The 24,067-nt window shown below is 51.6% G+C and carries 20 protein-coding genes; 12 read left to right on the top strand and 8 right to left on the bottom strand.

Annotated elements, in window-relative coordinates; all coding sequences use genetic code 11:
• The first annotated feature begins 51 nt into the window (after nt 1-51).
• From ACFMKP_RS18390 to hemG, 7 genes are all read left to right on the top strand, one after another.
• Nucleotides 52-462: a phage holin family protein gene (locus ACFMKP_RS18390; RefSeq protein ID WP_204753540.1), complete on the top strand. Its 411-nt coding sequence runs from the start codon at nt 52-54 to the stop codon at nt 460-462.
• Between the two features lie 52 nt (nt 463-514).
• Nucleotides 515-1,285 (top strand): RDD family protein, encoded by a 771-nt coding sequence (locus tag ACFMKP_RS18385; RefSeq protein WP_382293894.1) that lies wholly within the window; start codon nt 515-517, stop codon nt 1,283-1,285.
• 80 nt (nt 1,286-1,365) lie between these two features.
• Nucleotides 1,366-2,010 (top strand): hypothetical protein, encoded by a 645-nt coding sequence (locus ACFMKP_RS18380; RefSeq protein WP_382293892.1) that lies wholly within the window; start codon nt 1,366-1,368, stop codon nt 2,008-2,010.
• Nucleotides 2,011-2,156: 146 nt separating this feature from the next.
• A complete protein-coding gene (locus ACFMKP_RS18375; RefSeq protein ID WP_382293890.1) occupies nt 2,157-4,190 on the top strand; it encodes an ATP-binding protein in 2,034 nt (677 codons plus the stop codon).
• A gap of 6 nt (nt 4,191-4,196) precedes the next feature.
• Nucleotides 4,197-6,878, top strand: a complete 2,682-nt coding sequence (locus ACFMKP_RS18370; protein WP_382293888.1) for an ATP-binding protein — start codon at nt 4,197-4,199, stop codon at nt 6,876-6,878.
• Nucleotides 6,875-9,448, top strand: a complete 2,574-nt coding sequence (locus ACFMKP_RS18365) for a hypothetical protein (protein ID WP_382293886.1) — start codon at nt 6,875-6,877, stop codon at nt 9,446-9,448. The genes ACFMKP_RS18370 and ACFMKP_RS18365 overlap by 4 nt, the downstream gene beginning before the upstream one ends.
• An 87-nt stretch (nt 9,449-9,535) precedes the next feature.
• The gene (gene hemG, locus ACFMKP_RS18360) at nt 9,536-10,966 is read left to right on the top strand and encodes a protoporphyrinogen oxidase (protein WP_382293884.1); all 1,431 of its coding nucleotides are present in this window, start codon (nt 9,536-9,538) and stop codon (nt 10,964-10,966) included.
• Nucleotides 10,967-11,011: 45 nt separating this feature from the next.
• Here hemG and ACFMKP_RS18355 read toward each other — a convergent pair whose 3' ends face one another.
• Together ACFMKP_RS18355 and ACFMKP_RS18350 are read right to left on the bottom strand one after the other, a co-directional pair.
• Nucleotides 11,012-12,496 carry a S10 family peptidase gene (locus ACFMKP_RS18355; protein WP_382293882.1) on the bottom strand — a complete coding sequence of 495 codons (1,485 nt, stop codon included), beginning with the start codon at nt 12,494-12,496 and terminating at the stop codon, nt 11,012-11,014.
• 73 nt (nt 12,497-12,569) lie between these two features.
• Entirely contained in the window at nt 12,570-13,934 is a 1,365-nt protein-coding gene (locus tag ACFMKP_RS18350; protein WP_382293880.1) for an MFS transporter, read from the bottom strand.
• 186 nt (nt 13,935-14,120) lie between these two features.
• Here ACFMKP_RS18350 and ACFMKP_RS18345 point away from each other — a divergent pair, with 186 nt between their 5' ends.
• From ACFMKP_RS18345 to ACFMKP_RS18335, 3 genes are all read left to right on the top strand, one after another.
• Nucleotides 14,121-14,804, top strand: coding sequence for a DM13 domain-containing protein (locus ACFMKP_RS18345; protein WP_382293878.1), 684 nt, complete (start codon nt 14,121-14,123; stop codon nt 14,802-14,804).
• A 444-nt stretch (nt 14,805-15,248) separates the two neighbouring features.
• On the top strand, nt 15,249-15,947 hold the full coding sequence (locus ACFMKP_RS18340; RefSeq protein WP_382293876.1) for a response regulator: 699 nt from the start codon (nt 15,249-15,251) through the stop codon (nt 15,945-15,947).
• The gene (locus ACFMKP_RS18335; RefSeq protein WP_382293874.1) at nt 15,944-17,194 is read left to right on the top strand and encodes a sensor histidine kinase; all 1,251 of its coding nucleotides are present in this window, start codon (nt 15,944-15,946) and stop codon (nt 17,192-17,194) included. The genes ACFMKP_RS18340 and ACFMKP_RS18335 overlap by 4 nt, the downstream gene beginning before the upstream one ends.
• Before the next feature lie 264 nt (nt 17,195-17,458).
• Here ACFMKP_RS18335 and ACFMKP_RS18330 read toward each other — a convergent pair whose 3' ends face one another.
• Both ACFMKP_RS18330 and ACFMKP_RS18325 read right to left on the bottom strand, forming a co-directional pair.
• Nucleotides 17,459-18,571, bottom strand: a complete 1,113-nt coding sequence (locus ACFMKP_RS18330) for a glycosyltransferase family 4 protein (RefSeq protein ID WP_382293872.1) — start codon at nt 18,569-18,571, stop codon at nt 17,459-17,461.
• 42 nt (nt 18,572-18,613) lie between these two features.
• Nucleotides 18,614-19,084 (bottom strand): hypothetical protein, encoded by a 471-nt coding sequence (locus ACFMKP_RS18325; protein WP_054535693.1) that lies wholly within the window; start codon nt 19,082-19,084, stop codon nt 18,614-18,616.
• A 189-nt stretch (nt 19,085-19,273) separates the two neighbouring features.
• Between ACFMKP_RS18325 and hisB the strand changes: the two genes are divergently transcribed.
• A complete protein-coding gene (hisB, locus tag ACFMKP_RS18320; protein WP_382293870.1) occupies nt 19,274-19,864 on the top strand; it encodes an imidazoleglycerol-phosphate dehydratase HisB in 591 nt (196 codons plus the stop codon).
• Between the two features lie 147 nt (nt 19,865-20,011).
• Here the strand turns inward: hisB and ACFMKP_RS18315 are convergent, their stop codons facing one another.
• Both ACFMKP_RS18315 and ACFMKP_RS18310 read right to left on the bottom strand, forming a co-directional pair.
• A complete protein-coding gene (locus ACFMKP_RS18315; RefSeq protein ID WP_382293868.1) occupies nt 20,012-20,812 on the bottom strand; it encodes an MBL fold metallo-hydrolase in 801 nt (266 codons plus the stop codon).
• Between the two features lie 51 nt (nt 20,813-20,863).
• A complete protein-coding gene (locus ACFMKP_RS18310) occupies nt 20,864-21,457 on the bottom strand; it encodes a TetR/AcrR family transcriptional regulator (protein WP_382293866.1) in 594 nt (197 codons plus the stop codon).
• A 460-nt stretch (nt 21,458-21,917) separates the two neighbouring features.
• On the opposite strand from ACFMKP_RS18310, the gene ACFMKP_RS18305 reads away from it, so the two are divergent.
• Entirely contained in the window at nt 21,918-22,355 is a 438-nt protein-coding gene (locus tag ACFMKP_RS18305) for a PspC domain-containing protein (protein ID WP_382293864.1), read from the top strand.
• A gap of 1 nt (nt 22,356) precedes the next feature.
• On the opposite strand, the gene ACFMKP_RS18300 is transcribed toward ACFMKP_RS18305, so the two are convergent.
• Both ACFMKP_RS18300 and rpoD read right to left on the bottom strand, forming a co-directional pair.
• Nucleotides 22,357-22,716 carry an ArsR/SmtB family transcription factor gene (locus ACFMKP_RS18300; protein WP_382293862.1) on the bottom strand — a complete coding sequence of 120 codons (360 nt, stop codon included), beginning with the start codon at nt 22,714-22,716 and terminating at the stop codon, nt 22,357-22,359.
• Between the two features lie 102 nt (nt 22,717-22,818).
• Nucleotides 22,819-23,946 (bottom strand): RNA polymerase sigma factor RpoD, encoded by a 1,128-nt coding sequence (gene rpoD, locus ACFMKP_RS18295; protein ID WP_382294166.1) that lies wholly within the window; start codon nt 23,944-23,946, stop codon nt 22,819-22,821.
• Nucleotides 23,947-24,067: the final 121 nt, after the last annotated feature.

The following is a 24,067-nucleotide window of genomic DNA, read 5'->3' as shown; positions in this document are numbered from 1 at the left end:
GTGCGATAATCAAAGCTGCTGGATTTGGTTTGGCATAGGAAGGTTGCTGGAATGAGTTTAATCATTCGTTGGTTAATTAATGCAGTGGCAATTGGCATCACTGTTTATATTGTGCCTGGAATTAGTGGCGGCGTTAGTTCAATTAATCAACCGCTCAGTATTGATATTAAGACCTTATTGGCGGTTAGTTTAATTTTTGGCTTGATTAATGCTTTAGTGCGCCCGATCCTGAAACTTTTATCATGTCCGCTCGTACTTTTGACGCTTGGCTTGTTTATCTTTGTGATCAATGCAGGAATGCTGTTGTTAACATCGGCAATTGCCCAAGATTTGGGCTTACAATTCTATGTTGAAGATTTTGGCACAGCGCTCATTGGCTCAATTGTTATTTCGTTGATCAGTATTGTTTTGACCGCTGTTGTTGGTGATGGCGATGAGAAACGCGAACGCCGTCGCCGCTAGAGAAGATGGGTTGAAGTAGGTATTCGTTGATTGTGTTGAAAGGAACGCCCTTATGAGTAATCCATACCAACCACAAGATCCCAACAATCCATACGGCCAACAGCCACAGCAACCCTATGGCCAACAACCACAACAACCCTATGGCCAACAGCCTCAACAACCCTATGGCCAACAACCGCAACAACCATACGGCCAACAGCCCTATGGCCAACCACAGCAGCCATATGGTCAACAACCATACGGGCAACAACCCTATGGCCAACAACCATTTGTGCAAGGTGGCTATGCCGTGCCAAATGCTGCTGGCATGTACGCTGGTTGGGGTGCACGCTTAGGGGCCTATATCTTAGATGTCTTGGTCTTGTTGATTCCCTCGGTTCTGGTGAGCGTGATCACTGGTGGCGGTGTTGCGGCTAGCTTCAACCTCACTGGAAACCGCACCGCTAGCAGCGTTGCGATGTTGATTATTGGAACCTTGCTTAACTTGGTAATCACTTATGGCTACTTCATCTATTTCCATGGCACAACTGGCCAAACGATTGGCAAGAAAGTGTTAAATATTCGAGTGATTCGGCGCAACAACCAAGCAATGGATTTTGTCGCCGCCGCCAAACGCTTGGCAATCACCTTTGCCTCGTCGGCTGTAAGCCTCTTACTTGGTATTGTAACCTTTGGGGATAGCCTTACAACCTTCGGCATTTTCAGCTTGATTAACTTGGCGTTTAGCATTGCGGTGCTGCTAGACTACCTCTGGCCATTGTGGGACCCCCAAAAGCAAGCCTTACACGATAAAGTTGCCGATACTTTGGTTGTTCGGGCATAACTAACAACGAGCATGGTATAATGGACACGCTCCTAAGTTCGCCTTAGGAGCGTGTTTGCACATAACAAGGAGTTTCTCTCATGTCCGATGGTACGCCAACTCATGAGCTAGATTTAGTAGTAGGCTCGATGATCACCGTCAGCCCAGAAGATGATCGAGCGATGTTTGAAGAAGAAAAAGCTTGGGTTGAAGATGTTCAAGACCTGTTGCGCGAAGAAGGCGTTGAGGTTGACCTGCTTTCAATGCCAGGAGCAGAAGTGTACAACGGCGGCATTGCGACATTTGCCGATCTCTACAATTTGCGCCGCTTAGCTGCTCACTCAGAAAAAGGCAGCGACTTGGAAAACTTGCCAGCGACCCAAGAAGATGATGAAGTTGACCCAGTGTTGGCCAATATTTGGGAAGGCGAAAGCCAAACCAAATACCCACACTTGATCAATCATCAAGGCGAAGGTGGCTACTATTTGCCAGTCGATTTTGCTGAGCCAATTTGGTTGAGCTACGAAGGCGAAGAAAGCGACGACGAAGAATGGGGCGAAGAAGGCAGCGAAGACGTTGTCTCATTCGGTTCATCGGTAGCCTTGGCCCGCGAATTGGCCGAACTCGAAGCCCAAGTTCACAACTTGCGCAGTGCTGAAGGCCAAGCTGCTCACCAAGCGTTGCACGAACTGCGCGCTGCAGCCCAACATAGTATCGAAAACAATTTACCCTTGATTTTGTGGTAATTGTGGCCTAAGTCGCATGGCTCCACGCTGGTTGCAACACTGGCGTGGGGTTTATTTTGCTAGTAAATCTCCTTGCGTTTGGGGCATGCTCTACAGTATAATTTTCCTCAGAGAAGCCTGAAATCTACGATTTGAGCACAACACCTATGGCTGACGTTGCAACTACCCAACATCACGCACGTCCAACTGGCGGTTTTCAGTTGTTGGCAATTGCCGAGGCAATCAACAACGCAGCAAATCTTGGGACTTTGCTCGCAACAGTGGCCGAATGGTGTGCTACTGGTTTTGGGGTCGAAGTAGTTAAGTTAGGGCTGCTCGATAACGAACATCATAATGCTTCGCCTGCGCCATATCTGTATGGCAACCCAAGCAAAGCTAGCCAAAAATTGCTCGATCAGGCGATTACCCACACGATTGAGCACAAAACGCCAACCCTGCCAAGCGATGATGAGAGCCCTCAAGCTCAATTGTTGGTCTTGCCATTAAAAGCAAGCCAGCAACTAATTGGCTTTTTAGCGTTATTGTTGCCTAAGAAAGGTCGTTGGTCGAGCGCTGCGATTGAGGCTGCTCAATTGTTGGCTCAGCATGTGGCCTTGGCGGTTTCGGCCTTGCAACTCAAAGACTATACCGCCAAACGCAACCAAGAAATTAATACCCTCAACGATATTGCCGCCACCATCACTTCATCACTCGATCCACGCCAAGTCTATCGCTTGGTGGTCAAGAAGATCAACGAATATTTTCAGGTTGAAGCCGGTTCATTGCTGCTGCTCGATCCTGCAACCAACGAGTTGGTTTTTGTGATGACGCTCGAAGCTGGCGAGGAAAAATTGGCTGGAGTGCGCGTGCCACCGGGCCAAGGCTTGGTCGGGGCCGCAATTACGACCCGCCAACCAGTCGTTGTGCTCGATGCCCAAAACGATCCACGCTTCTATCGGCGGGTTAGCGAAGATGTGGGCTTTGTAACCCGCTCAGCCTTGTGCGTGCCCATGCTGGTAAAAAATCGTGAAATTGGCGTGATTCAATTGCTGAATAAGTTGGAAGGTGTGTTTAATGAAGAAGACACCCAACGGCTGCAAGCGATGGCCAACACGGTGGGCGTGGCAATCGATAATGCCAATCTGTTTCACGAAGTTTCGCAAAACCGCAACCGCCTGCAAGCGCTGCTCAACTCCACCACTGACGGCATTTTGATGATCGATCCTGATGATGTGGTGCTGACTGCCAACCCGATGCTGGGCGAATTGTTTGGCTGGGAATGGCGACATATCATTGGCGAGGCTGGCAGCGATATTCTGGCCCGCATCAAAGAGCAATCGCGGGTGGTCAACGAATTGCCCAATAGCGAAGCCTACGAAATTGAAGTGCTACGGCCCCGCACCCGCTATGTGCGCCAAGAGCCGTTGCCTGTGCGCAATAATTTTGGCAATGTGATTGGCACGCTGATTGTATTCCACGATATTAGCGAGGAATATCAACTAGCCCAAATTCGCGAAGATTATATGGGTATGTTGGTGCACGATTTACGTGCGCCGCTGACCGCGATCATCAATGGCATGACCATGGTGCGGCGTGGTTTTGCTGGCCCCATCAACGACCAACAGCGCGAATTGCTCGATATTGCCAACAATAGTAGCCAGGAAATGGTCGGCATGATCAACACCTTGCTCGATATTAGCAAGATGGAAGCAGGCGAATTGGTGCTGAATCGTGCGCCATGCTCAGCCTACGAAATTGCCGATCGCGCTTCTGAACGCTTGATTAACTCGGCTCGCAGCCTGAACATCAGCATTAACCTGGATATGGCATTGAACTTGCCTATTATCGATGCTGACCAAGATAAAATTGTGCGGGTGTTGCAAAACTTGCTCGACAACGCGATTAAATTTACGCCAGTTGATGGAAGTGTTACAATCCGCGTGCGCCAACTAGCCGATAATAACCAACAGACGATCTGTTGGAGTGTGATTGATGCGGGGCCAGGGATTCCTGAAAGCTACCGTGCCAAGATTTTCGATAAATTTGTGCAGGTTGCTGGCCAACGTAAAGGCACTGGCTTGGGCTTAGCCTTTGCCAAACTTGCATCAGAAGCCCATGGTGGGCGAATTTGGGTCGAAAGCACTGAAGGTCAAGGCAGTACATTCTCATTTACCATTCCATATGAGCCAGCAGTGAAATAACCTTGTATGTTTGTCAACCTGCGGCGACGGCTTAAAAGTCGCATTCGGTATAAAATCACCCTGCCATATTTGCTGTTGCTAGCATTTTTGTCGGGTTTATTGATTGTGATTATTTTTTGGCTGTATGCTCAAAGCTTGCAGAACCAACTGAATCAATCGTTGCGCACCAGCGCCACCAACACTGGCGTTGGCTTGGAAACAATCGAAGCCCAAATTCTCGATAACTTGCGCCTGCTTGTCACTTCACCTGCCAACGAAAAAGAAGATTTACTGAGCACTGCCGAGGCATTTAGCAAAAATGACGTTGATCAGGTTGAAAAGATCGTCAACAATGCCTTTAATTATTTTAAGCCCTCACGCTTAATTGCCTTGAATGCTGATGGCCAAGTTTTGGTCGATGCCGCTAGTTCAGCGGTATTGAGCCGCAGCCCCTCGCTGGTTGGTAGCAGCGAATTGGCCAAAGATAGCTTGATTCAGGCGGTGCTGCGCGGCCAAGTTGATGATTATGGCGATAAATATGCCAGCCTCTTGCGCATCGGCACAAATCCGCCGTACACGATGTTTTTTGTGGTTGCTCCGGTCAAATTAACGGTTGGCAGCAGCGAGCAAGTGGTTGGGGCAATTATCTATGCCGAGCCATTAGAGCGAATTGTCAACGAGGAATTACCACCCCGCAACGGCGCAACAATTACTGCAATTCTCAATAGCGATGGTAGCGTTTTGACCAGCAATCCGCCGCAAGAAGCAGCTGAACTGGTCATCAGCGCCAATCAGATTGAGCAAATTAAGGCCAGCCAAGCCAACCCCGACCCAGAAACTCGTGGCACATTGTTTACCACGATTCAACGCGGCGATACCAGCTATCAAGTGATGTATAGCCCAATGCGGATTCGGCGGGCGTTAAATGGCTATTTTGCGGTTGGTCTGCCACGCAGCAACATCGATCGGGCGTGGCAACAAGCGCGGGTGCTGATTTTCCTCTTCGGCATTCTTTCGCTCATCTCAATCATTTGGATCAGTGTGCGCGTGACCCGTGGCATCACCGTGCCACTGGGTGAGTTGGTTAATACTGCCTTGCGGATCAAAAGCGGCGATTTAGAAGGCCGTAGTTTTGTTTCCGAGGAAAACGAGCTTGGCACGCTCGCGACGGTTTTAAATGATATGACCGATCGCTTGCTCGATTTGTATCGCACCAGTCGCCAACTCGGCACCGAATTAACTCTTGATGGCGTTTTGACCCAAACCACTGCCGCTGTGCAGCGCTTGATTCCTGAGGCCGAAATTGATGCTTTGGTGGTTGAGCAAGGCGTTTGGCATTATGTCACTACCGAGACTGTGCGCGAAATTGCGCGACCATTTCCGGCAACTAGCCTTGAAACGCTCGCGCCAATGGTGACGATTACCGAAAATCCGGCTTTGGATAGTGCTTTGCGCCCGCTTGCGCCGAATGTACAGTTGGTTTTGCCCTTGCGCACCCAGCAACAAGTTATTGGCGCGTTGTTGGTGAAGAATGATCACGCTATGCCAGCAGCCAGCAGCATTCGCGAGCCACTGAGCGCAATTGCCAGTATGACCGCCACGGCCATGCAAAACGCTGTGCTCTACACCACGGTTCAAGATGAAGCTAGCCGCAAGCAGGCAATTTTGCAAAGTATTGCCGATGGTGTGATTGTGCTTGATCCTGATGGCAAGGTTATTTTGGTCAATCACACTGCCACCGCCATGCTCGGCGCGAGTGAAGCCGATTTGCTAGGCAAGAGCTTTGCAGAATTCAAACTTACGCCGTTGTCGGGTGGCGCTGAACTGTTTGCCACACCCACGGCCACAACCTTTTACGAAACCAGCGCTCAGCGTATCTTGACCGTCAATGCAGCACCAGTTGAACGCGAAGGCTTCCAATCGGGCGAAGTGTTAGTGTTGCACGATGTGACCGAAGAACGGGCAATGGATCGGGCCAAAACTGACTTTATTGCGACGATTTCACACGAACTGCGCACGCCGTTGACCTCAATTTGTGGCTATGCCGATTTACTGTTGCGCGGCTTTGTTGGGCCATTGACCGACGAGCAAACCCAATTTATGACCACAATTCGCCAACAAGGCCAAAGCATGGTCGAAGTGCTGCAAAATGTGATTGTGATTGCCAGCATCGAAGCAGGCAACATGGAACCACAAATTGAGCAACATCTATTAACTGAACTCTTGCCACCAATCGCGCAGACCTTCCAGAAGGGCTTTGAGCAAAAACAACTCAAATTGCTCATTGATATTCCAGAGAACATGCCGTACATTGTAGTAGATCGCGACCACTTCAAGATAATGCTGACCCAGCTTTTGGAGAATGCCCGCCGCTATACCCAAACTGGCACAGTGACGGTGCAAGCCAAAACTGTCGATCAGCGCATTCAAATTGCGGTAATCGATACTGGCCCGGGGATTGCCAGCCAAGATTACGAGCGCTTGTTCGAGCGCTTTCAACGGGGCGGCGAGCAAAGTGGCCTGACCTCGAAAGAACGCGGGATTGGGCTTGGTTTAGCGATTACGAAACAATTAGTTGAACGCAATAATGGTAAAATTTGGGTCGATAGCACCCAAGGCGTTGGTTCAAGCTTCATTATGCAATTTCCAATGCTGCAACTTGAGCCAAGCAACTACGACTTAATGAAGGCAACGGTAGCAAATTCATGAGCAATAGCGCCATACCACAACCAAATAGCCAAGAACCACGCGACCGATTGTTATTAACGATCGGTTCGATTGTGATTTTAGCGGTGTTGTTGGTTATGGGTTGCTCATCGTTAATGGTTGTGCGCTGGACAACTCCAGTTAATGCTTCTGGGCCTGAGGTCTTGCTGCCACCGTTTGCCAATTATGAAGCGTGGAATGGCACAGCGCCATTTCCAATTGGCCAAGAAGCAATTCGCAGCAAAATCAGCGATCAGCCAGCTAACCCAAATTTGGTTGCAGCTGAAACGCCTGTGCCAATTGGGATTGTTGATTTGATGCCAACTGCAACGCCAACTGGCAAACCAACGCCAGCAACTGATGCAGCCAAAACATCGACCAGCACCAACACACCCACGCCAACCAAGGACGAAGGGATTCCGATTGGCAGTGCAACTGCGGCAACAACTGAGCCAACCTCGGAATTAACTGCTGAGCCAAGCTCTACGCCACGGGTAAACCCAAGCGCAACCGCGAATACGCGCACGCCAACTGTGAACCCAACGATCAATCCAACCAGACCAACCTTTGAGCCAGCGCCAAGCAACACACCAACGCGCACGAGTGTTGCGGCAACGACGGTGGTTCCTGCGAGCGCAACCGTGGCCAATACGGCATTGCCAAGTTCAACTGCAACCGCATTGCCAACTGCCACGCCAACCAACACGCGGATTCCAACAAGCACGCCTGTGCCAGCCACAGCAACCAACACGCCAACTGACGTGCCGGTTATTACACCTGTGCCAGCCACGCCAACCAACACGCCAACCGACGTGCCGGTTATTACGCCTGTGCCTGCTACCGCAACCAATACGCCAATTATTGCCACGGCAACCAACACGCCGTTTGTGCCAAGCAACACGCCAACCGATCTGCCAACCGCAACCAATACGGCGACAGCCACCGCAACTGCGACGGCCACGCCGACCGATCTGCCAACTGCAACCAATACGGCTACGCCAACCGATACAGCTACGCCAACCGCAACGCCAACACCTGCGCCAGAGTTGTATATCGCTTGGCGCGTCGATGGGGTCGTCAATCCAGTTAATCCATCGCTGGAAAATAACGACACCAAGCAGGTCTTTGTGGTCTTTGGCAATGCTGGCGATGCTCCAGCGGCGAATGCACACGTCAATATCAGCGTAAGCGGAACCTGTATTGACTCAAGCATCAGCACCAGTGGTGCACCAATTACGCTGGGCGCGCATCAAGGCTTTACACTTTCGCCAGTTATTTCGGCCAATAATGTTGGTAATTGTTCGGTTACGGCAATTTTAACTGCCGATAATCAAACGCCAGTTCAGGCAAGCTTGAATTGGACGATTGTGTGTGATGGCTGTGCGACGGCAACACCGCAACCAACCAGCACGCCAACCAGTACCCCAACTGCAACGCCAACCAGAACTGCTACGCCAACCAACACGGCGACAGCAACCAATACGCCTACGCCAAGTAACACGCTCACACCGAGCATTACGCCAACGGCGACCAATACCCGCACGCCAACCACGATTCCGACCTTGACCTATACCCCAACGCCGAGCAACACGCCAACGGTGACCAATACGCGTACGCCAACCTTTACGCCAACTAACACGCCTACGCCGAGCAACACGCCAACGGTGACCAATACGCGCACGCCAACCTTTACGCCAACCATTACCAACACGCCTACGCCGAGCAACACGCCAACAGCGACCAATACGCCGATCCCAACCAATACGCCAACCGATGTGCCAACGCCAACCGAAACGCCGTTGCCAACAGATACACCGTTACCAAGCGAAACGCCAACACCAAGCGAAACGCCAACACCAAGCGAAACGCCAACACCAAGCGAGACACCAACGCCAAGTGAAACGCCAACACCGAGCGAAACGCCGACGTTAACCGCAACCCCAACGCCAACGCCTGATCTGTTCGTGTTTCACATCATCAATGGCGAGGTCAACCCATCAGGCAACATCACCTTGGCTGCTGGGGCGCAAGAAAATGTGACGGTTGTGTTTGGCAATAACGCAAGTGGCTCACGAGCAACTGGCTTGAATTTCAATTTCAATGCTGGCTCGTGTATTAGCGCCCAGCCAGGCTCAAGCGATTCCAGCGATCTGAACGGTGGTTCGAATCGTTCGCTGTCGGTCGTGGTTACGGGCAGTTCGGTCGGCTCGTGTTCATTCCGCACCCAATTCGGTGCCAGCAATGCCAATACCGTCAGTGCTGATAGCCGTTTTCGCGTCACCAATACAATGCAGAATGAGCCAGCGATTGCCGCTACGGCCACTGCTACCGCAACTGCTACTGCTATCACAGAACCAACTGCAACCACTGCGCCAACCGCAGTACCAACCGCAGAGCCAAGCGAGCAACCAACGCCAAAATCAACCTTGGAGCCTGCGCTGCCAGTGATTGGTCAAAGCGCTGGATTGCCACCAAGCTCTGGTGGTCAATTGCTCTGGCTCATGGCGGGTGGGCTGTGTGTCTTGCTGCGCGGCTTGCGCGGGCGAAGAATCCTACCGCTTAATGCTGCTTAATCTTCACCAGATCCATTCAATAACTGATTGACAGAAACCCGCAAGCGCTGCACACTAGCGGTAGTTTCCACTACGATGAGGTTTGCAATGGATGTTGCTGATCAGCCACGAATTGCCATTATTGGCGGTGGCATCGCTGGCCTTAGTACAGCATGGTATTTACAAAAACAAGGTCTGACCAAGATACAGCTTTTTGAGCGCGATCAACGGCTGGGTGGCAAATTGCTCACCAAGCATGTCGCCTTGCCCGACGCTGCTGGCGAATTGCTGGTCGAAGCTGGGCCAGATGCGTTTATTAGCCAAAAACCGTGGGGCTTACAATTGGCTCGTGAATTGGGCTTGGATGATCAGTTGATTTCGACTGAGCCAGCCCGGCATAAAGTGTTTGTGCTGCATCGTGGCCAGCCCGAGCCATTGCCCGATGGGATTAATTTGGTTGTGCCAACTGAATTTTGGCCGCTGCTGCGCACGCCAATTCTTTCGTGGCCGGGCAAATTGCGTATGTTGCTCGATTTGGTGTTGCCTGCCCGTCAAAGCAACGCCGATGAATCGTTGGCCGATTTTGTGCGCCGCCGTTTTGGAGCCGAAGCGCTCGATAAATTGGGCGAGCCATTAATGTCTGGCATTCACAATGCAGAATCAGATCGCCAAAGCCTCGAAGCAACCTTTCCACGTTTTATCGAGGCTGAACGCAGCCATGGCAGCGTAATTCGTGGGATTCGAGCCGCCAAGGTCAAAGCAGGCAAGCCCAAAGGCCAGCAATTAAGCCCATTTATTAGCTTACGCGGCGGCATCGAGCAGCTAATCACAACCTTGGTTGACCAATTAACGGTCGAGCTACGCACCAATTGCGGGGTGCAAGAATTGCGCTACGACCCAACCAACGCTCCAGCCTATCAGTTAACCCTCGATGATGGCAGCCGCGTTGATGCCGATGTGGTGGTGTTGGCCGTGCCAAGTTATGCCGCCGCTACATTGGTGCAGCCATGGGCCGAAGCACTGGCCGAGCGCTTGCAAGCCATTCGCTATGTTAGCACTGGCACGGTTTCGTTGGCCTTTCGGCGTAGCGAAAGCACCATGGCCTTCGATAGCTATGGCTTGGTGATTCCGCGCAGTGAGCATCGCCTGATTAACGCCGTAACGATCAACTCGCGCAAATTTGCCGGACGCGCCCCAGCAGATTATATGCTGCTGCGAGCCTTTGTTGGCGGCTCGAAACACCCCGAAGTGCTGCGCTTAGATGATCAGCGCTTAACTGAATTGGTGCGCGATCAGCTTAAAGCAATTTTTGGCCTCGATGCCGAGCCAGTTTGGAGCGGCGTAGCCCGTTGGAATGAGGCCAACCCGCAATATGATGTTGGCCACTTCCAGCGTATGGATCAGCTAGAAGCCTTGTGCCCAGAGGGCTTGTTGCTCTGTGGCAGCGGCTTCCGCGGCGTGGGAATTCCCGATTGCGTGCGCCAAGCCCAAACTACCGCCGCGACAATTGTGGATTTATTCGCGCAAACCAACGCCTAAAAAAAGCCCACGGTGATTTCGTTTCACCGTGGGCTTGGTATTTAACTAGACGTTTTTGGTTTGGCTGACAAACGCTTCGAGGTCGCGTTTCAGCTCTGCCAGCGAAGGCAAATGGGTATACATCATATGCCCTGCTTCGTAATGTTTAATCACGATATTGTTGCGCAAGGTTTGCTCAAGCCCAAGGTGATTGAAGGTGTGCAAGGTGGCGTAGTAGGGTGTGGCGAAATCGAAAAAGCCACTGGCCACAAACACTTTGAGATAGGGATTTTGCGAGATGGCTGAGCGCAAGGCTTCGGTGACGCTCACATATTGGTTTTCATGCTTATCATATTTCCAAGGCCGCACTTTCGAGGTCAGAATTTCGTAGGCATCATCGCTTTCGAATTTCAATTCGCGCCGCACATAATCGTTGAACGTCGCGCTGTATGGCCCATGAATTACCGCATAACTGGGATCATACTCAAACGATTCGCGGGTTGGATCGCGGTCGATGCCCACGAAGCGGCTATCCAAGCGGCCTACTGTACGCTGCTGATCGCGTAGCAATTCCTTAGTAAAGCGCATCAGATCAATCCGCAGATTGCTTTGATCGATAAAGCGTTCGCTTAAGCCAGTGTAGCGTGCTAATTTGCGGATAACTGAGCGGCGTTTGCCTTCAGCCAAACCATCGCCTTGCAGCAAGGCCGTGGCATACTCGCCAGTTGCAAACGCCTCGACTTCGGCCAACGTATCAGCCAAACTAAGCTGCAATTTGCCATCGAGTTTGGAGTGATACCAAGCGGTGGCGGCGTAGGTTGGCAAAATCACAATGTAAGCCAAGTCGTTGCCTGGGTCCATCTCGACAGTTTGAAAATCGAGAATCGACGAGATCAGCATAATTCCGTTGAGATACATGCCGTAGCGATTTTGCAAATAATTAGTAATGGCCGAGCCGCGGGTCGTGCCATAGCTTTCGCCGATGATATATTTGGGCGAGAGCCAACGCTTGGCGCGCGTGGTGTAGAGCCGAATAAAATCGCTGATCGATTCAATATCTTTGGTAAATTGATGGAATTGATTGGGATTTTCGCCAGTTGCCGCCCGACTATAGCCCGTGCTAATCGGATCGATAAAGACTAAATCGCTTTGGTCGAGCAAGGAATATTCGTTTTCGACCAAGCGGAATGGTGGCGCTGGCAAATTGCCAGTTTCATCGGCCATCAAAACCCGCTTTGGCCCCAACAAGCCAAGGTGCATCCAAACCGAGGCTGAGCCAGGCCCGCCATTGAACGAAAAGGTAATTGGGCGGGTCGTCTGATCATCAATATCGCTGCGGGTGTAGGCCACATAAAAGACTGTGGCTTTGGCCTTGGGCGCTTGCTTAAACTCTGGATCGTCCTCGTAGAGCACGATTGTGCCAGCAGTGGCGGTGTAGGGAATATCAGTACCATTGATTTTTACCCGCCCGTGGGTCACGCTCACCACCTCTTGCGGTGGCTTGGGGCTTTCCGAATCGCTGCGTTTTTCGCTGCTGCCTGCATCTGCCATAGCGTGCAAATCCTCATACTAGAAGCATTTCAAATTGATTGTAACAAGCTTTGTCTCATCGATTGTCAATCGTTTAGGCTGGTTCTGCTTGCAGTTCGGGGTTGCTGCTTGGGCTATCCTGATGGTCGGGAATCAAATCTTCTGCATGGCGCACGACGCGCACACCATAGGCAATGACGGCGACGGCAATCCCAACGATACCACTCAGGACCATAATCAAGGCGATGCCTGCGCCTTTGCCACTGCCAACCCAACTGCCAAACATACCAACCCACGCCCCACCCTCGGCCATGCGCGGCTCAAAGATTTTATCGGCCAGCGGCCCAACAATCAAAATTGCGACCGGCCCCGAAATTTGGGCGATCATGCGGCGCACGGCAAACACGCGGCCTTGAATATCGGGCGGCACTTTCGCTTGCCAAATCGCTTGGTTCGAGCCATTGAGCACTGGCAATACAAACAGCAAGCCAAAGGCAGCAATCGACCAAATAACCACATTTTGGCCCAAGCCCATCACAATGCCACCAAAAAAGCTGGTCAGCGCCATGCCCCCAAGCACGCCATGGACTTTGCGCTTTGGGCCGCCCCAAACACTCAGCATCAGACCGCCAAGTACGCCGCCAACCCCCATCGCCGCTTGGACAGTGCCCATAATTGCCGAGTTGCTATTGGTGCGGGCTAGAATCATCGGATTAGTCATGGTGGCTTCAAACGAGCCAACGAAGTTAATCATAAAAAAGGTCAACTGCAAGCCCAGCAGGCTTGGTCGGGCCAAAATATAGCGAAAGCCAAAACCAGCCTCGCGCCATAAACTGCCTTTGCTTTCTGCGCCCGCCTCGCTTTGGGTTGGCTGCGGAATATGCACAAATAGCACAACCAATACGGCAAAGCTAAACGTCACAATATCAATAATTAACACCCCGCCAATGCCAATGACGCTGAGCAAAAAGCCAGCTAAGGCCGGCGCAACAATCCCCGCCGCCGATTCGGCCATCGACATCATGCCGCTGGCCCGCGCATAGTGTTGCTTGGGCAGCATCGTCGAAACTGCTGCCGAATAGGCTGGCCATTGAAACGATTGGAAAACGCTAGCAAACGCTCCGGCCACATACAAATGCCAAATTTGCAGCGCATCGTTATGGTAGAGCAGCAGAATCGCAATCGTCGATACGCCAGTCGCCAAATCGCTTAGAATCAGCACAACTTTACGATTCCAGCGATCGACCAACGCACCAGCAAACGGGCTAACCAGAATACTCGGCGCAAACGAGAAAAAGCCGACTAGCGCTAAGGCAGTAGCTTTTTCGGTAATTTGCCAAGCCCAAAAGGTCAAGGCAAAGCTGCTCATGGCGCTGCCAAGCAATGAAACGACCTGCCCAAACCACATAATGCTAAATGCGAGCATTCCGCTTGGTTGCTTGCGCATTGATTCAGCCATGATGGCTCCTTTTGATGTCATTCAAGATTGGAATAATTGCTGAAGATAGTATATTGCTATGCTAATAAATGCATATCCTACTTTAGGTCTAATGATAGTTTGTTTAGGGTTTTGTAAGCTTTACGCAAGCAGTGGTTAAGTGCTAGCCGTTATAACTAAAGCATAGAAGTTTTATGGAGGTTAGCGATGAAAGTACGCTCTTTTGCAATGTTAATTCTGCTTGGTGGCTTAGCCGCGTGTGGCACAGCGCCAACAACCGTCAATGAGCCGTTCCCAACCACCAGCAGCGCGCCAATGGCCACAATGCAACCAACCGTCGATTCGATGATGCAGCCAACCGAGCCAATGTCGATGACCGACGATATGATGCAAACTGATCCGATGTCGATGACCGACGATATGATGCAAACTGATCCGATGTCGATGACCGACGATATGATGCAACCATCTGATCCGATGACCGATGATATGATTGATCCAACCATCATGCCAACTGCGGAATCGCGGGTTGAGCCAAGCGCCGTGCCAGCCGAGCCAGTGATGCTCAGTTCTGGCGCATTTCGCGGCATCGACCATGAAAGTCGTGGCATGGCAATGCTCTATAAACAACCAGATGGCAGCATGATGTTGCGGCTCAATGATTTCTACGTCGAGCCAGGCCCAGATATGTATGTGTTTGTTGCCATGGCCTCCGATATTCATCAGCCAAGCGATTTGCAGGCAGGCTACCTTGAATTGAGCAAACTCAAAGGCTCCGAGGGCAACCAAAATTATCCCCTGCCCGACGATTTTGATCCTGCGCTCTATAACAATGTCGTGATCTGGTGCGAAGAATATCAAGTCTTGATGGCGGTTGCACCAATCCAGTAAAATGAAAGTATGAAGGATGAGGGATGAAGTTAAATTCAGAAGGCAAAAATCAAAAACGGGGAGAACAGGAGTAAGTTTTAACCCAGAGGCGCAGAGAATGGGAGGTTATTAGCTTGTGGCTATCTGGATTGGTTTATTGGCTTAGCAACCGTGTCCCCTCACCCCCTCTCCCACGAAAACGCGGGCGAGGCGGAGCACTGGTTTTTAACCACGCAGTGCGGCAGAACCACGGCGGTAAAGCCCCTCGCCCGCTACGTGGGAGAGGGGTTGGGGTAAGGGGATCAGATCATGATTAACGCAATGAACCCGTACACCCATAACCATCAGCCTATAGCCAAAAGCCCATAGCTCATAGCCCATAGCCTTTCTATCCTTCGTGCCCTTCGCGTTCTTCGCGGTTTCTCGTCCTTCGTGCCCTTCGTGGATCAATTTGAGGAATTACATATGGCCAATATCTTGGTGGTTGATGACGAACCGAATATTCGCGAAGTGGTGGGCCTCTATTTGCGCCGCGAAGGCCATAGCGTGATCGAGGCCAGCGATGGCGAGGAAGCCTTGCGCTTGGCCCGTCAACAACCGCCAGATTTGGTCGTACTTGATCTGATGTTGCCCAAAGTGACTGGCTTGGAAGTATGTCGCCGCTTGCAGAGCGATCAACGCACTCCCGTGATTATGCTCACCGCCAAGAGCGAAGAAAACGATCGGATCATTGGCCTCGGCGTGGGCGCTGACGATTATGTGGTCAAGCCATTTAGCCCGCGCGAACTAGTAGCACGGGTTGAAGCGGTCTTACGGCGGGTTCAACCACAGCCCGATGCCCCGCCCCCAGATGAACGCACGATTGAGCTAGGTGCATTGCGCATCGATCCACGCACTCGCGATGTGCAAGTGGCGGGAAAATCGATTAGCTTGACCGCGCGTGAATTTGATTTGCTCTATTTCTTGGCCCGCCATCGCGAACGGGTGTTTACCCGCGACCAACTAATGGAACTCGTTTGGGGCTATACATTTTCCGCCGATACCAGCACGGTCACCGTGCATATTCGACGTTTGCGCGAAAAAATCGAGGACGACCCAACCGCGCCGCGCTATTTACAAACGGTTTGGGGCGTGGGCTACAAACTCAGTGCAGGCGAGCAATGAGACGCTTTTTGCAGCAATGCAGCCTTTTGTTGCTGACCTTGGCGATTGCCTTGACTTTAGTTGGTCTGGTTGGCCATTTCGGCCTCATGCTACCAATGAGCGAATTGGAAGGCATTATCAAGCTGTTTGGTTCGCTTGGGTTTGGGGCTGGCGTGGTGGCAATTATCGCTTTGCAAAGCCGCATGCTCTCGTTGTTGCGCAGTTTGCGGGCGCAAATTATTGCCGCGATTGGCTTAGGCGGGATTTTGGTGGCGGCCTTGTTGCAGGGCGTGGCCCGTGCCATGTTCATCAGCACCGATCACGATTTACCCTTGTTGCTGTTGGTATTGATTTTTATGTTGGTGCTGGCCTTGGGCTTTAGCATCGCCGTGGGCAATGTGTTGGTGGCGCGCTTGGCCGAGGTTCGGGCCGGAGCCACCGCACTAGCCAAAGGCGATTTAACTTTGCGCATCCCTGAGCATGGCAGCGATGAAGTGAGTTTGCTGGCCGCCGATTTTAACCAGATGGCCGATGAGCTAGCCCAAAGTGCGCAACGCCAACAAGAGCTTGAGCAATCGCGCCGCGATTTGATTGCTGCCATCTCCCACGATTTGCGCACCCCTCTAACCGCAGTTCGCGCCATGATCGAGGCCTTAGCAGATGGCGTGGTAACTGAGCCAGCAACTCAACAGCGCTACCTTAATTCAGCTAATGCCCAATTAACCAACCTCAGCACCTTGGTCGATGATTTATTCGAGATGGCTCAGCTTGATGCTGGCGTGTTGCGCTTAGAATTAGAACGCGCCTCGCTTGGCGATTTAATCTCCGATACGTTGAGTAATTTGCAACCCCATGCTGCGGCTCATGGCGTGCAACTGCTCGGCAAAGTTGATCCCGCCGCCGATTTAGTGCTGATGAATGCGCCAAAATTACAACGAGTCTTGTACAACCTGATCAGCAATGCGTTGCGCCACACACCTAGCGATGGCACAATCGCGATTCAAGCCCAAACAATCAACCAAACGGTGCATGTCGAAGTACGCGATACAGGCGAAGGCATTCAGCCCGACGATCTGCCGCATATTTTCGAGCGCACCTATCGCGGCGAAAAATCGCGCTCCCGCGATTATGGCGGGGCTGGCTTGGGCTTGGCAATCGTGCGGGCAATTATCGAGGCCCATGGCGGCAATGTTTGGGTCGAAAGCCAACCCCAACACGGTGCACGCTTTATTTTTACCCTACAAACTCCCGTTAATCATAGTTCGTAAGCCAAACCGACAAGGGATCGGGGGCTAGGTGTAATGGTTCATCAGGTTAACCACGGCTTGATCCCCTCCCCCCAACCCCTCTCCCACGTAGCGGGCGAGGGGCTTTAGCGCCGTGGTTCTGCCGCACTGCGTGGTTAAAAACGGGTGCTCCCCCTCGCCCGCGTTCTCGTGGGAGAGGGGGCTGGGGGTGAGGGGACGTTTAAGCAGTGCATAGAGAGATTATCTGCAAAATCGAGCTCAGTTTTGGCCTAGAAGTTTGTGATGCTAGCGAATTTGCGCAAGCACGCGCCGATAGACCGCCAAGGTTTGCTCGGCGGTGCGTTGCCACGAAAATTTGGCTGCCTGAGCGGGTGCTTGGTCGCGCATCGCTTGGCGCTGATCAGCATCGGCCCAAAGGCGTTCAATTGCATCGGCCCACGCCAGCGGATCATCAACTGGCAACTTGAGGCCAGCCTCGCCCACGACTTCGGGCAAACTTGAGGCATCGGCCACCAACACTGCCGCGCCACAGGCCAACGCCTCAAGCGCTGGCAAGCCAAAGCCTTCATACTTCGAAGGGTTGAGATACAAGCGGCAAGCACTCAAAAGCCAGCGAATTTCCTCGTCGCTTGGGCTATCGAGCCACGTTACTGCATCTTCCAAATGCAATTCAGCCAAGGTTTGCCAAATTTCTGCATCAAGCCAACCACGCCGCCCAGCCAAGGCCAAGCGATAGCCAGCCTGCGGCTTGCGATCAAGCGCGATGCGCAAGGCCCGCAGCAACATTGGAATATTTTTGCGTGGCTCCAAGGTCGAAACAAACACCATAAATTGATCAGCCTGCCAAGTTTGGCCGCCAATCTGGCGTTGAGAATCGGCAGCGATTGGGATTGGCTGCATATCGGTCGCCAGCTGAATCACATCAATTCGGGCTGGGTCAACATTTAACAAGCGCGTAAGATCGTTGGCGGTGCTCTGCGAATCGGCAATAATTGCATTGGCCGAAGCCAGTGCGCGCTCAATTTGGCCATAATAACGGCTGGCATTGGCATCCAAAATCTCGGGAAATAATTTAAATGCCACATCATGTACAGTAATGACGGCAGGAAATGTGCGCTTTAACGGCGGAATAAAATCGGGCGAGTGCAGCAGTTTTGGGCGGCGCAGACCAATTTCCAAAGGCAAAAGCAGTTGTTCGAGGCGATGATGTGGCGGAGTAAAGAGTCGCGCCCGCTGAATATTCGGGCCGCTAACCAATGGTTTTGGGCTCTTGCGATGCTCAAGCAGCAACCATTGTTGCTCGGGGGCAATGTTTGGCAGATAGGTTAATAATTTGTGGGTGTAATGGGCGATGCCACCATGGCGGTAGGCATTCAAACGCGCATCAATCGCAATCATCGGCAGCCTCGTAACTCAACATGGCTGCTATGCTACCACAGCCTACGAGCGCTGGGTAATCAATTGCTCAACTGGCGGCGGCGTGACCTGCGGTTTATCAACAATACCGCTGACTTCCTCAAGAATTGCCTGCGCTCGATAGCTGGCAACCAAGGCTTGGCGCAAATTGCGCTGCTGTTGAATGCCCTCTTCGTTGATCGAATTGCCAATTGCTTGTTGTAGCTCTTGAATTTCGCTTTGCAAACTTTGCGCCGCTTGCGTCAATTGGGCGAATACCGCTGGCGGCAAATTAATCGTCGTGGAATCGACCATAGGAATTGCGCGCTGATATTGGCGTTCGAGTAGCACAAATATCGACCAACCTGCCATTCCAGCCACACCCCAATCAATCATATAACACAGCCAAGCCGGCGAGCGAGGCGTGAGAATTTGATGATCGACGAGATCCCACGCGATGTAGGCAGCAAAAGCTCCCAACAACGGGAACCAACGACGATTGAGGCTAAGCTTCATAATTGCACCTGTTTCACAAAATTTCAGCCCAAACATGATTCAGGCCAATCTAGTATGCTGCCCCAATCTGAAATTATGATGAAAATTTGATGAGATGGCGATGAGCTATAGGCGTGAAATCGTTATCACACGGTTTGGCAAAAAGCGCCAAAACAGGTACGATCAGGCAGCTTTAGCGAAAGGATGATCATGGCTCGGATTGCAACCATCGAACGCAACACTCGTGAAACCCAAATCAAGCTCACGCTTAACCTCGATGGCTCAGGCACAGTTGCCATCAATACGGGAATTGGCATGTACAACCATATGCTCGAAAGTTTTGCCCGCCATGGCCAATTTGATTTAGAAGTAAACTGCAACGGCGATTTGCATATCGATGACCATCACTCGGTCGAGGATGTGGCAATTTGTTTGGGCATGGCGATTGATCAGGCGCTTGGCGACAAAGCAGGCATCACTCGTACCGCTCATGCCTACGTGCCCATGGATGAGGCGCTGGCCTTTGTCGCGCTCGATCTCAGTGGCCGAGCGTTTCATGTGCTCAACTTTAGCTGGACCAACCCCAGCATCGGCGGCTTGACCTGCGATTTGGTGGAGCATGTTTTTGAAAGTATCGCGATTCATGGCCGCATGAACTTGCACGCCAAGCTCGAATATGGCCGCAACGACCATCACAAAGCAGAAGCCTTATTCAAAGCCTTGGCCCGCGCCCTCGATAGCGCTACCAAGCACGATCCACGCTTGGGCGATGCAATTCCTAGCACCAAAGGCGTGATTTAAGCCTTTTCTAAAGCCCTCACCCCCAGCCCCTCTCCTACTGGACGCGGGCGAGGGGAGCCGACTATTGTTTACCAACGCATTGTGCAAAAACACAAAATAAAAAGCCCCTCGCTCGTTGGACGGGAGAGGGGTTGGGGTGAGGGGATCTTAGACTTCTAATACTGTAACAAGTCCAGGAATGAGCCATTGGGGCTGAATCGGCGCAGCGGCAAAGGCTTGCTCGATTTCGGCCTGACCTTGGCTAAAATGTTGCCAACCATCAAAATGAATTGGAATCAGCGTGTGCGGCTTGAGTAATTGAGCTGCTTGCAGCGCTTGCTCTGCATCAAAGGTAAATAATGTTGGCCCCGTTGGCGCAAATTGCGCCGCCCCAACATGCAAAAAGGCCGTGCCAATGGCGTAGCGTTCAGCAATCTGCTGAATGCCAGCAAACAAAACTGTATCGCCTGAAATGTAAATTGGCCCATGCTCAAAATTGGGATATTCCAAAACAAACCCAATCACGTCGCCAATGATCGGCAGCAGTTCAACGGGGCCGTGTTGGGCTGGCACAGCAGTAATCGTCAATGGCAAGCCTTGCGCTGTGTTCAGCGTGATCGATTGCCATTCGGCCAAGCCTTGCACATTGGTTGCAGCTTGTTGCTGCAAGCGCCCGCTACCCGCTTTGGTGGTCAACACTTGCTTGGCATGCGGCAAAAATGCCCGCCCAGCAGTATCCAAATTATCATAATGATCATCGTGCGAGAGTAATACCAGATCAATCGGCCCAAGCTCTGCTGGTTGCAAGGCCGCTGATTGCTGTTTGTAAAGCCCAAATTCAAGGTTTGGCTCCACCTGAGTGACCTGCGAACTGCCAGCAGGGTCGAATACAGGATCGGTCAAAATCCGCAGGCCATCAATTTCCAACAAAACGGTCGCTGTCCCAACATAGATCACATTGATCTGCATATTGATTCCTTTACAATACGGACGTTCGTTTTTTATTCAAGCTAAAAAATTTTAGCTGCGATAACTTTCGATTAAATTGCCAATAGCAGCGCGGGCTGTCGTAAATTGGGCTTCGTGGCTACGCACTGCCCGCCAAACCAGCGCCGCGATCAGAATGCCATGGAATTGGAATGCCAGCGCGGCGATTGGCGTATTGGCCCGAAATTGGCCAAGCTCCACGGTTTCGCCAATACACTGCTCGATAAAATTAAGGTAATCCTGATAATCGTGCAGCACGGCGGCTCGCACTTCAGAATCAGCCAAATCATCAAGCTCAAGCACAGCATTGGTTAAAAAGCAGCCGCCCAGAAAAACGCCTTGCTGCAAAAAGCCAAACCACGAATCGCATAGCTTGTAAAGCCGCGCAATCCCCGCCGGTTCGGCCAGCACGTTACTAAGCACTGCCGCGTGAAATAGCTCAGCGGCCCGTTCAACAGTAGCAACTTGTAGATCGATCTTCGATTTGAAGTGCGCGCTGATGCCGCCCTTGGACATAGCGACAGCCTCAGCCAAGCTCCCGATCGTTAGGCCATTTAGGCCAGCAACCGAAGCCATCTGCACCGCTTGATTCAAAATAAGTTCTTTGGCACTATCTTTACGACTCATAGCAATAAAATACCATACGTTCGTATTTTATGCAAGCACAGATCTTGCTTGAGCCACGATAAATAACTAAATTTATTTCAGCATAATCCATTACAGCTGCACATGAGGAGTGCGATTATCCCAATTCGAATAGAGAAAAAGTTGCCATAATCCAACTAGCCGATTTTAGGGGGTGCAGGGGGCTGAAAACCCCTGCGTCTCCTGCCTTGAGGCGGGACGGAAGGGTGGTGATCAGCAATGATGGTTGACAACCAACCCTTGAAAGAATTAAAGCTACTGCCTGCCCCTCGGTCGCAGGAACACGCAACGATGATAAAAATCAAGCGTTGCTAGAATTGCAAATGCCTAAATCCAGATTGCTTGGCAATTCGCAAAACCTGCTGCAACAATTTTTTGCTGGCCTGCGTCCTAGTTAGCAGATACGCAACGATGAGTTGCACCCAAATAAGGAGCTAATACAATGCAAAATTCAAATCGCTTAGTGCGTGTTCAACAAGATCAAATGATTGCTGGTGTATGTACGGGTTTGGCTCAATATTTCGCTTTTGATGTAACCTTAGTTCGCTTGGCCTTTGTGCTGGTGACCTTGGCTGGTGGTTCGGGCATTCTGTTGTACATCATCCTCTGGGCAGTTTTGCCAGTGGTGACGGCTCCAGGCTTGCCAAGCCCAGGCATCAACAGCGGCATTGACGAAATGCGCAACCAAGCAGCTAACGTGTTCAACAAAGTCAAAACTGCGGTCAACAATGCCCAAGCAAGCAACGCTAGCACGGCTGTGCCCCAAAGCGATTGGAAATTCGACCCACAAACCGGTCAACCAATCAACCCAACGCCAGCCCCAGCCCAACCAGAAAAACCACGTTTTGACCCATACACCGGTCAACCATTAAACGACTAATCTAGCGATTGAGTTGATACCAAAACGGTCGTTGAGCAGCGCGCTCAGCGACCGTTTTTTGTTGGGCAGAATCACAAAGTTGCTCAACTTCTTGCTCAAGCAGCCGCAGGGTTTGCGGAGCCAGCCAATAGACCGTGGCTTGGCCTTCGTGCTCGCTTTCGACGACACCAGCTTGCACCAAAACTCGCAAATGTTCGGAGATTGTCGATTGAGCACGATTCGTTCGCTGCACAATATCGTTGCAAATACAACGTGGATGCTGGGCGATGTAGCGCACTATTCCCAAGCGTAACGGATGGCCAAGGGCATGGCAAAGGCTGGCCAATTGGGTTAATGCAGCATCAGCTTGAATCGTTTCCATCGGATACCTCCAAAATGGGTTGATTAAAAACTAACACACGCGAATCACGGCAGGATGCCCGCGTTTCGCGTGTGTTGCTTTGCCGTTCAATCTGCAACTTAGTTATTCAAGATAAGCTCGCAATTTGCGCCCACCAAAAGCTGGGTGACGCAATTTACGCAATACTTTGGCTTCGATTTGGCGAATGCGTTCGCGAGTAATGCCAAACTCGCGGCCAACTTCTTCCAGTGTACGATATTTGCCATCGACTAAGCCATAGCGCAGCTCTATAATCCGCCGTTCGCGCTCATCGAGCTTGCACAGCACTTCGTCAAGTTGCTCGCGCAATAAATGCTCGGTTGCGTGATCAAGCGGCTCTGCTGAACGATCATCTTCGATAAAATCGCCCAAGACGCTATCGCCCTCGTTGCCAACTGGCGTTTCGAGCGAAACTGGCTGGCGGGCAACTTCGAGCACCCGCCGCACTTTATCGGCGGGCAAGCCGAGGGCTTCGCCAATCTCTTCGGCGCTTGGCTCGCGTTCCAAGGCTTGCTGCAACTTGTGGGCTGTGCGCTTAACCCGATTGATCGTCTCGCCAACATGCACAGGCAGGCGAATCGTGCGACTATGATCGGAGATTGAGCGCGTAATTGCTTGGCGAATCCACCAGGTTGCATAAGTTGAGAACTTAAAGCCCTTGTGATAATCGAACTTCTCGGTTGCCCGCATTAGGCCAATATTGCCCTCTTGGATTAAATCTAAAAACGACATACCACGGCCAACATATTTTTTGGCAATCGACACCACGAGGCGCAAATTGGCTTGGATGAGATGTTGGCGGGCGGCGTCGCTTTCGAGGACTTGCTGTTGCAGGCGGGCTTTTTCGTCGAGGAGATATTCGTGGCGGGCAAGCCGAATCATCGCCCGTTCGCCACGTTCCAATTGTTTGGCCAGCATTGTTTCTTCTTGGGCGGTTAAAAGATGCACTTGGCCAATTTCGCGCAAATACATGCGCACTGGATCATCAAGGCTTAACCCTTCGCGAATCAGCGACCGTTCGAGATCGTCCTCGGCGACATCACGGGAACGGAGATGCACGGCAGCGGTTGGCGGTTCTTCTAAAATTGGAATATCTTCTGCTTGGCAGCGGACACACAATTCGTCGAACAGCGCTGTGTTTTTGTCGGAGGGAGGAAGATGAAGCAGCACTTGGTCGTGCGTTAGATAACGATGCTGACGGGCGGCCCCCATCAGAACTTCGAGTACGTTTTTCAAGGAAGCACCGACTTTCTACTGCTATAGAAAAGCCTAATGATAGACCACTATATCACGGATAGATCTGCGATTCAAGACCCTATTCAAGCACATTAGG

This window comes from Herpetosiphon sp. NSE202, from assembly GCF_042688385.1.
GTDB lineage: Bacteria > Chloroflexota > Chloroflexia > Chloroflexales > Herpetosiphonaceae > Herpetosiphon.
The sequence above is the reverse complement of the archived record's forward strand: the minus strand, read 5'-3'. Positions and strand labels throughout refer to the sequence as shown.

Excerpts from the sequence above, each read along its gene's own strand:
- ACFMKP_RS18390 (WP_204753540.1), top strand. The coding sequence starts at position 52 with ATGAGTTTAATCATTCGTTGGTTAATTAATGCAGTGGCAATTGGCATC.
- ACFMKP_RS18385 (WP_382293894.1), top strand. The coding sequence starts at position 515 with ATGAGTAATCCATACCAACCACAAGATCCCAACAATCCATACGGCCAA.
- ACFMKP_RS18380 (WP_382293892.1), top strand. The coding sequence starts at position 1,366 with ATGTCCGATGGTACGCCAACTCATGAGCTAGATTTAGTAGTAGGCTCG.
- ACFMKP_RS18375 (WP_382293890.1), top strand. The coding sequence starts at position 2,157 with ATGGCTGACGTTGCAACTACCCAACATCACGCACGTCCAACTGGCGGT.
- ACFMKP_RS18370 (WP_382293888.1), top strand. The coding sequence starts at position 4,197 with ATGTTTGTCAACCTGCGGCGACGGCTTAAAAGTCGCATTCGGTATAAA.
- ACFMKP_RS18365 (WP_382293886.1), top strand. The coding sequence starts at position 6,875 with ATGAGCAATAGCGCCATACCACAACCAAATAGCCAAGAACCACGCGAC.
- hemG (WP_382293884.1), top strand. The coding sequence starts at position 9,536 with ATGGATGTTGCTGATCAGCCACGAATTGCCATTATTGGCGGTGGCATC.
- ACFMKP_RS18355 (WP_382293882.1), bottom strand. The coding sequence starts at position 12,496 with ATGGCAGATGCAGGCAGCAGCGAAAAACGCAGCGATTCGGAAAGCCCC.
- ACFMKP_RS18350 (WP_382293880.1), bottom strand. The coding sequence starts at position 13,934 with ATGGCTGAATCAATGCGCAAGCAACCAAGCGGAATGCTCGCATTTAGC.
- ACFMKP_RS18345 (WP_382293878.1), top strand. The coding sequence starts at position 14,121 with ATGAAAGTACGCTCTTTTGCAATGTTAATTCTGCTTGGTGGCTTAGCC.
- ACFMKP_RS18340 (WP_382293876.1), top strand. The coding sequence starts at position 15,249 with ATGGCCAATATCTTGGTGGTTGATGACGAACCGAATATTCGCGAAGTG.
- ACFMKP_RS18335 (WP_382293874.1), top strand. The coding sequence starts at position 15,944 with ATGAGACGCTTTTTGCAGCAATGCAGCCTTTTGTTGCTGACCTTGGCG.
- ACFMKP_RS18330 (WP_382293872.1), bottom strand. The coding sequence starts at position 18,571 with ATGATTGCGATTGATGCGCGTTTGAATGCCTACCGCCATGGTGGCATC.
- ACFMKP_RS18325 (WP_054535693.1), bottom strand. The coding sequence starts at position 19,084 with ATGAAGCTTAGCCTCAATCGTCGTTGGTTCCCGTTGTTGGGAGCTTTT.
- hisB (WP_382293870.1), top strand. The coding sequence starts at position 19,274 with ATGGCTCGGATTGCAACCATCGAACGCAACACTCGTGAAACCCAAATC.
- ACFMKP_RS18315 (WP_382293868.1), bottom strand. The coding sequence starts at position 20,812 with ATGCAGATCAATGTGATCTATGTTGGGACAGCGACCGTTTTGTTGGAA.
- ACFMKP_RS18310 (WP_382293866.1), bottom strand. The coding sequence starts at position 21,457 with ATGAGTCGTAAAGATAGTGCCAAAGAACTTATTTTGAATCAAGCGGTG.
- ACFMKP_RS18305 (WP_382293864.1), top strand. The coding sequence starts at position 21,918 with ATGCAAAATTCAAATCGCTTAGTGCGTGTTCAACAAGATCAAATGATT.
- ACFMKP_RS18300 (WP_382293862.1), bottom strand. The coding sequence starts at position 22,716 with ATGGAAACGATTCAAGCTGATGCTGCATTAACCCAATTGGCCAGCCTT.
- rpoD (WP_382294166.1), bottom strand. The coding sequence starts at position 23,946 with ATGGGGGCCGCCCGTCAGCATCGTTATCTAACGCACGACCAAGTGCTG.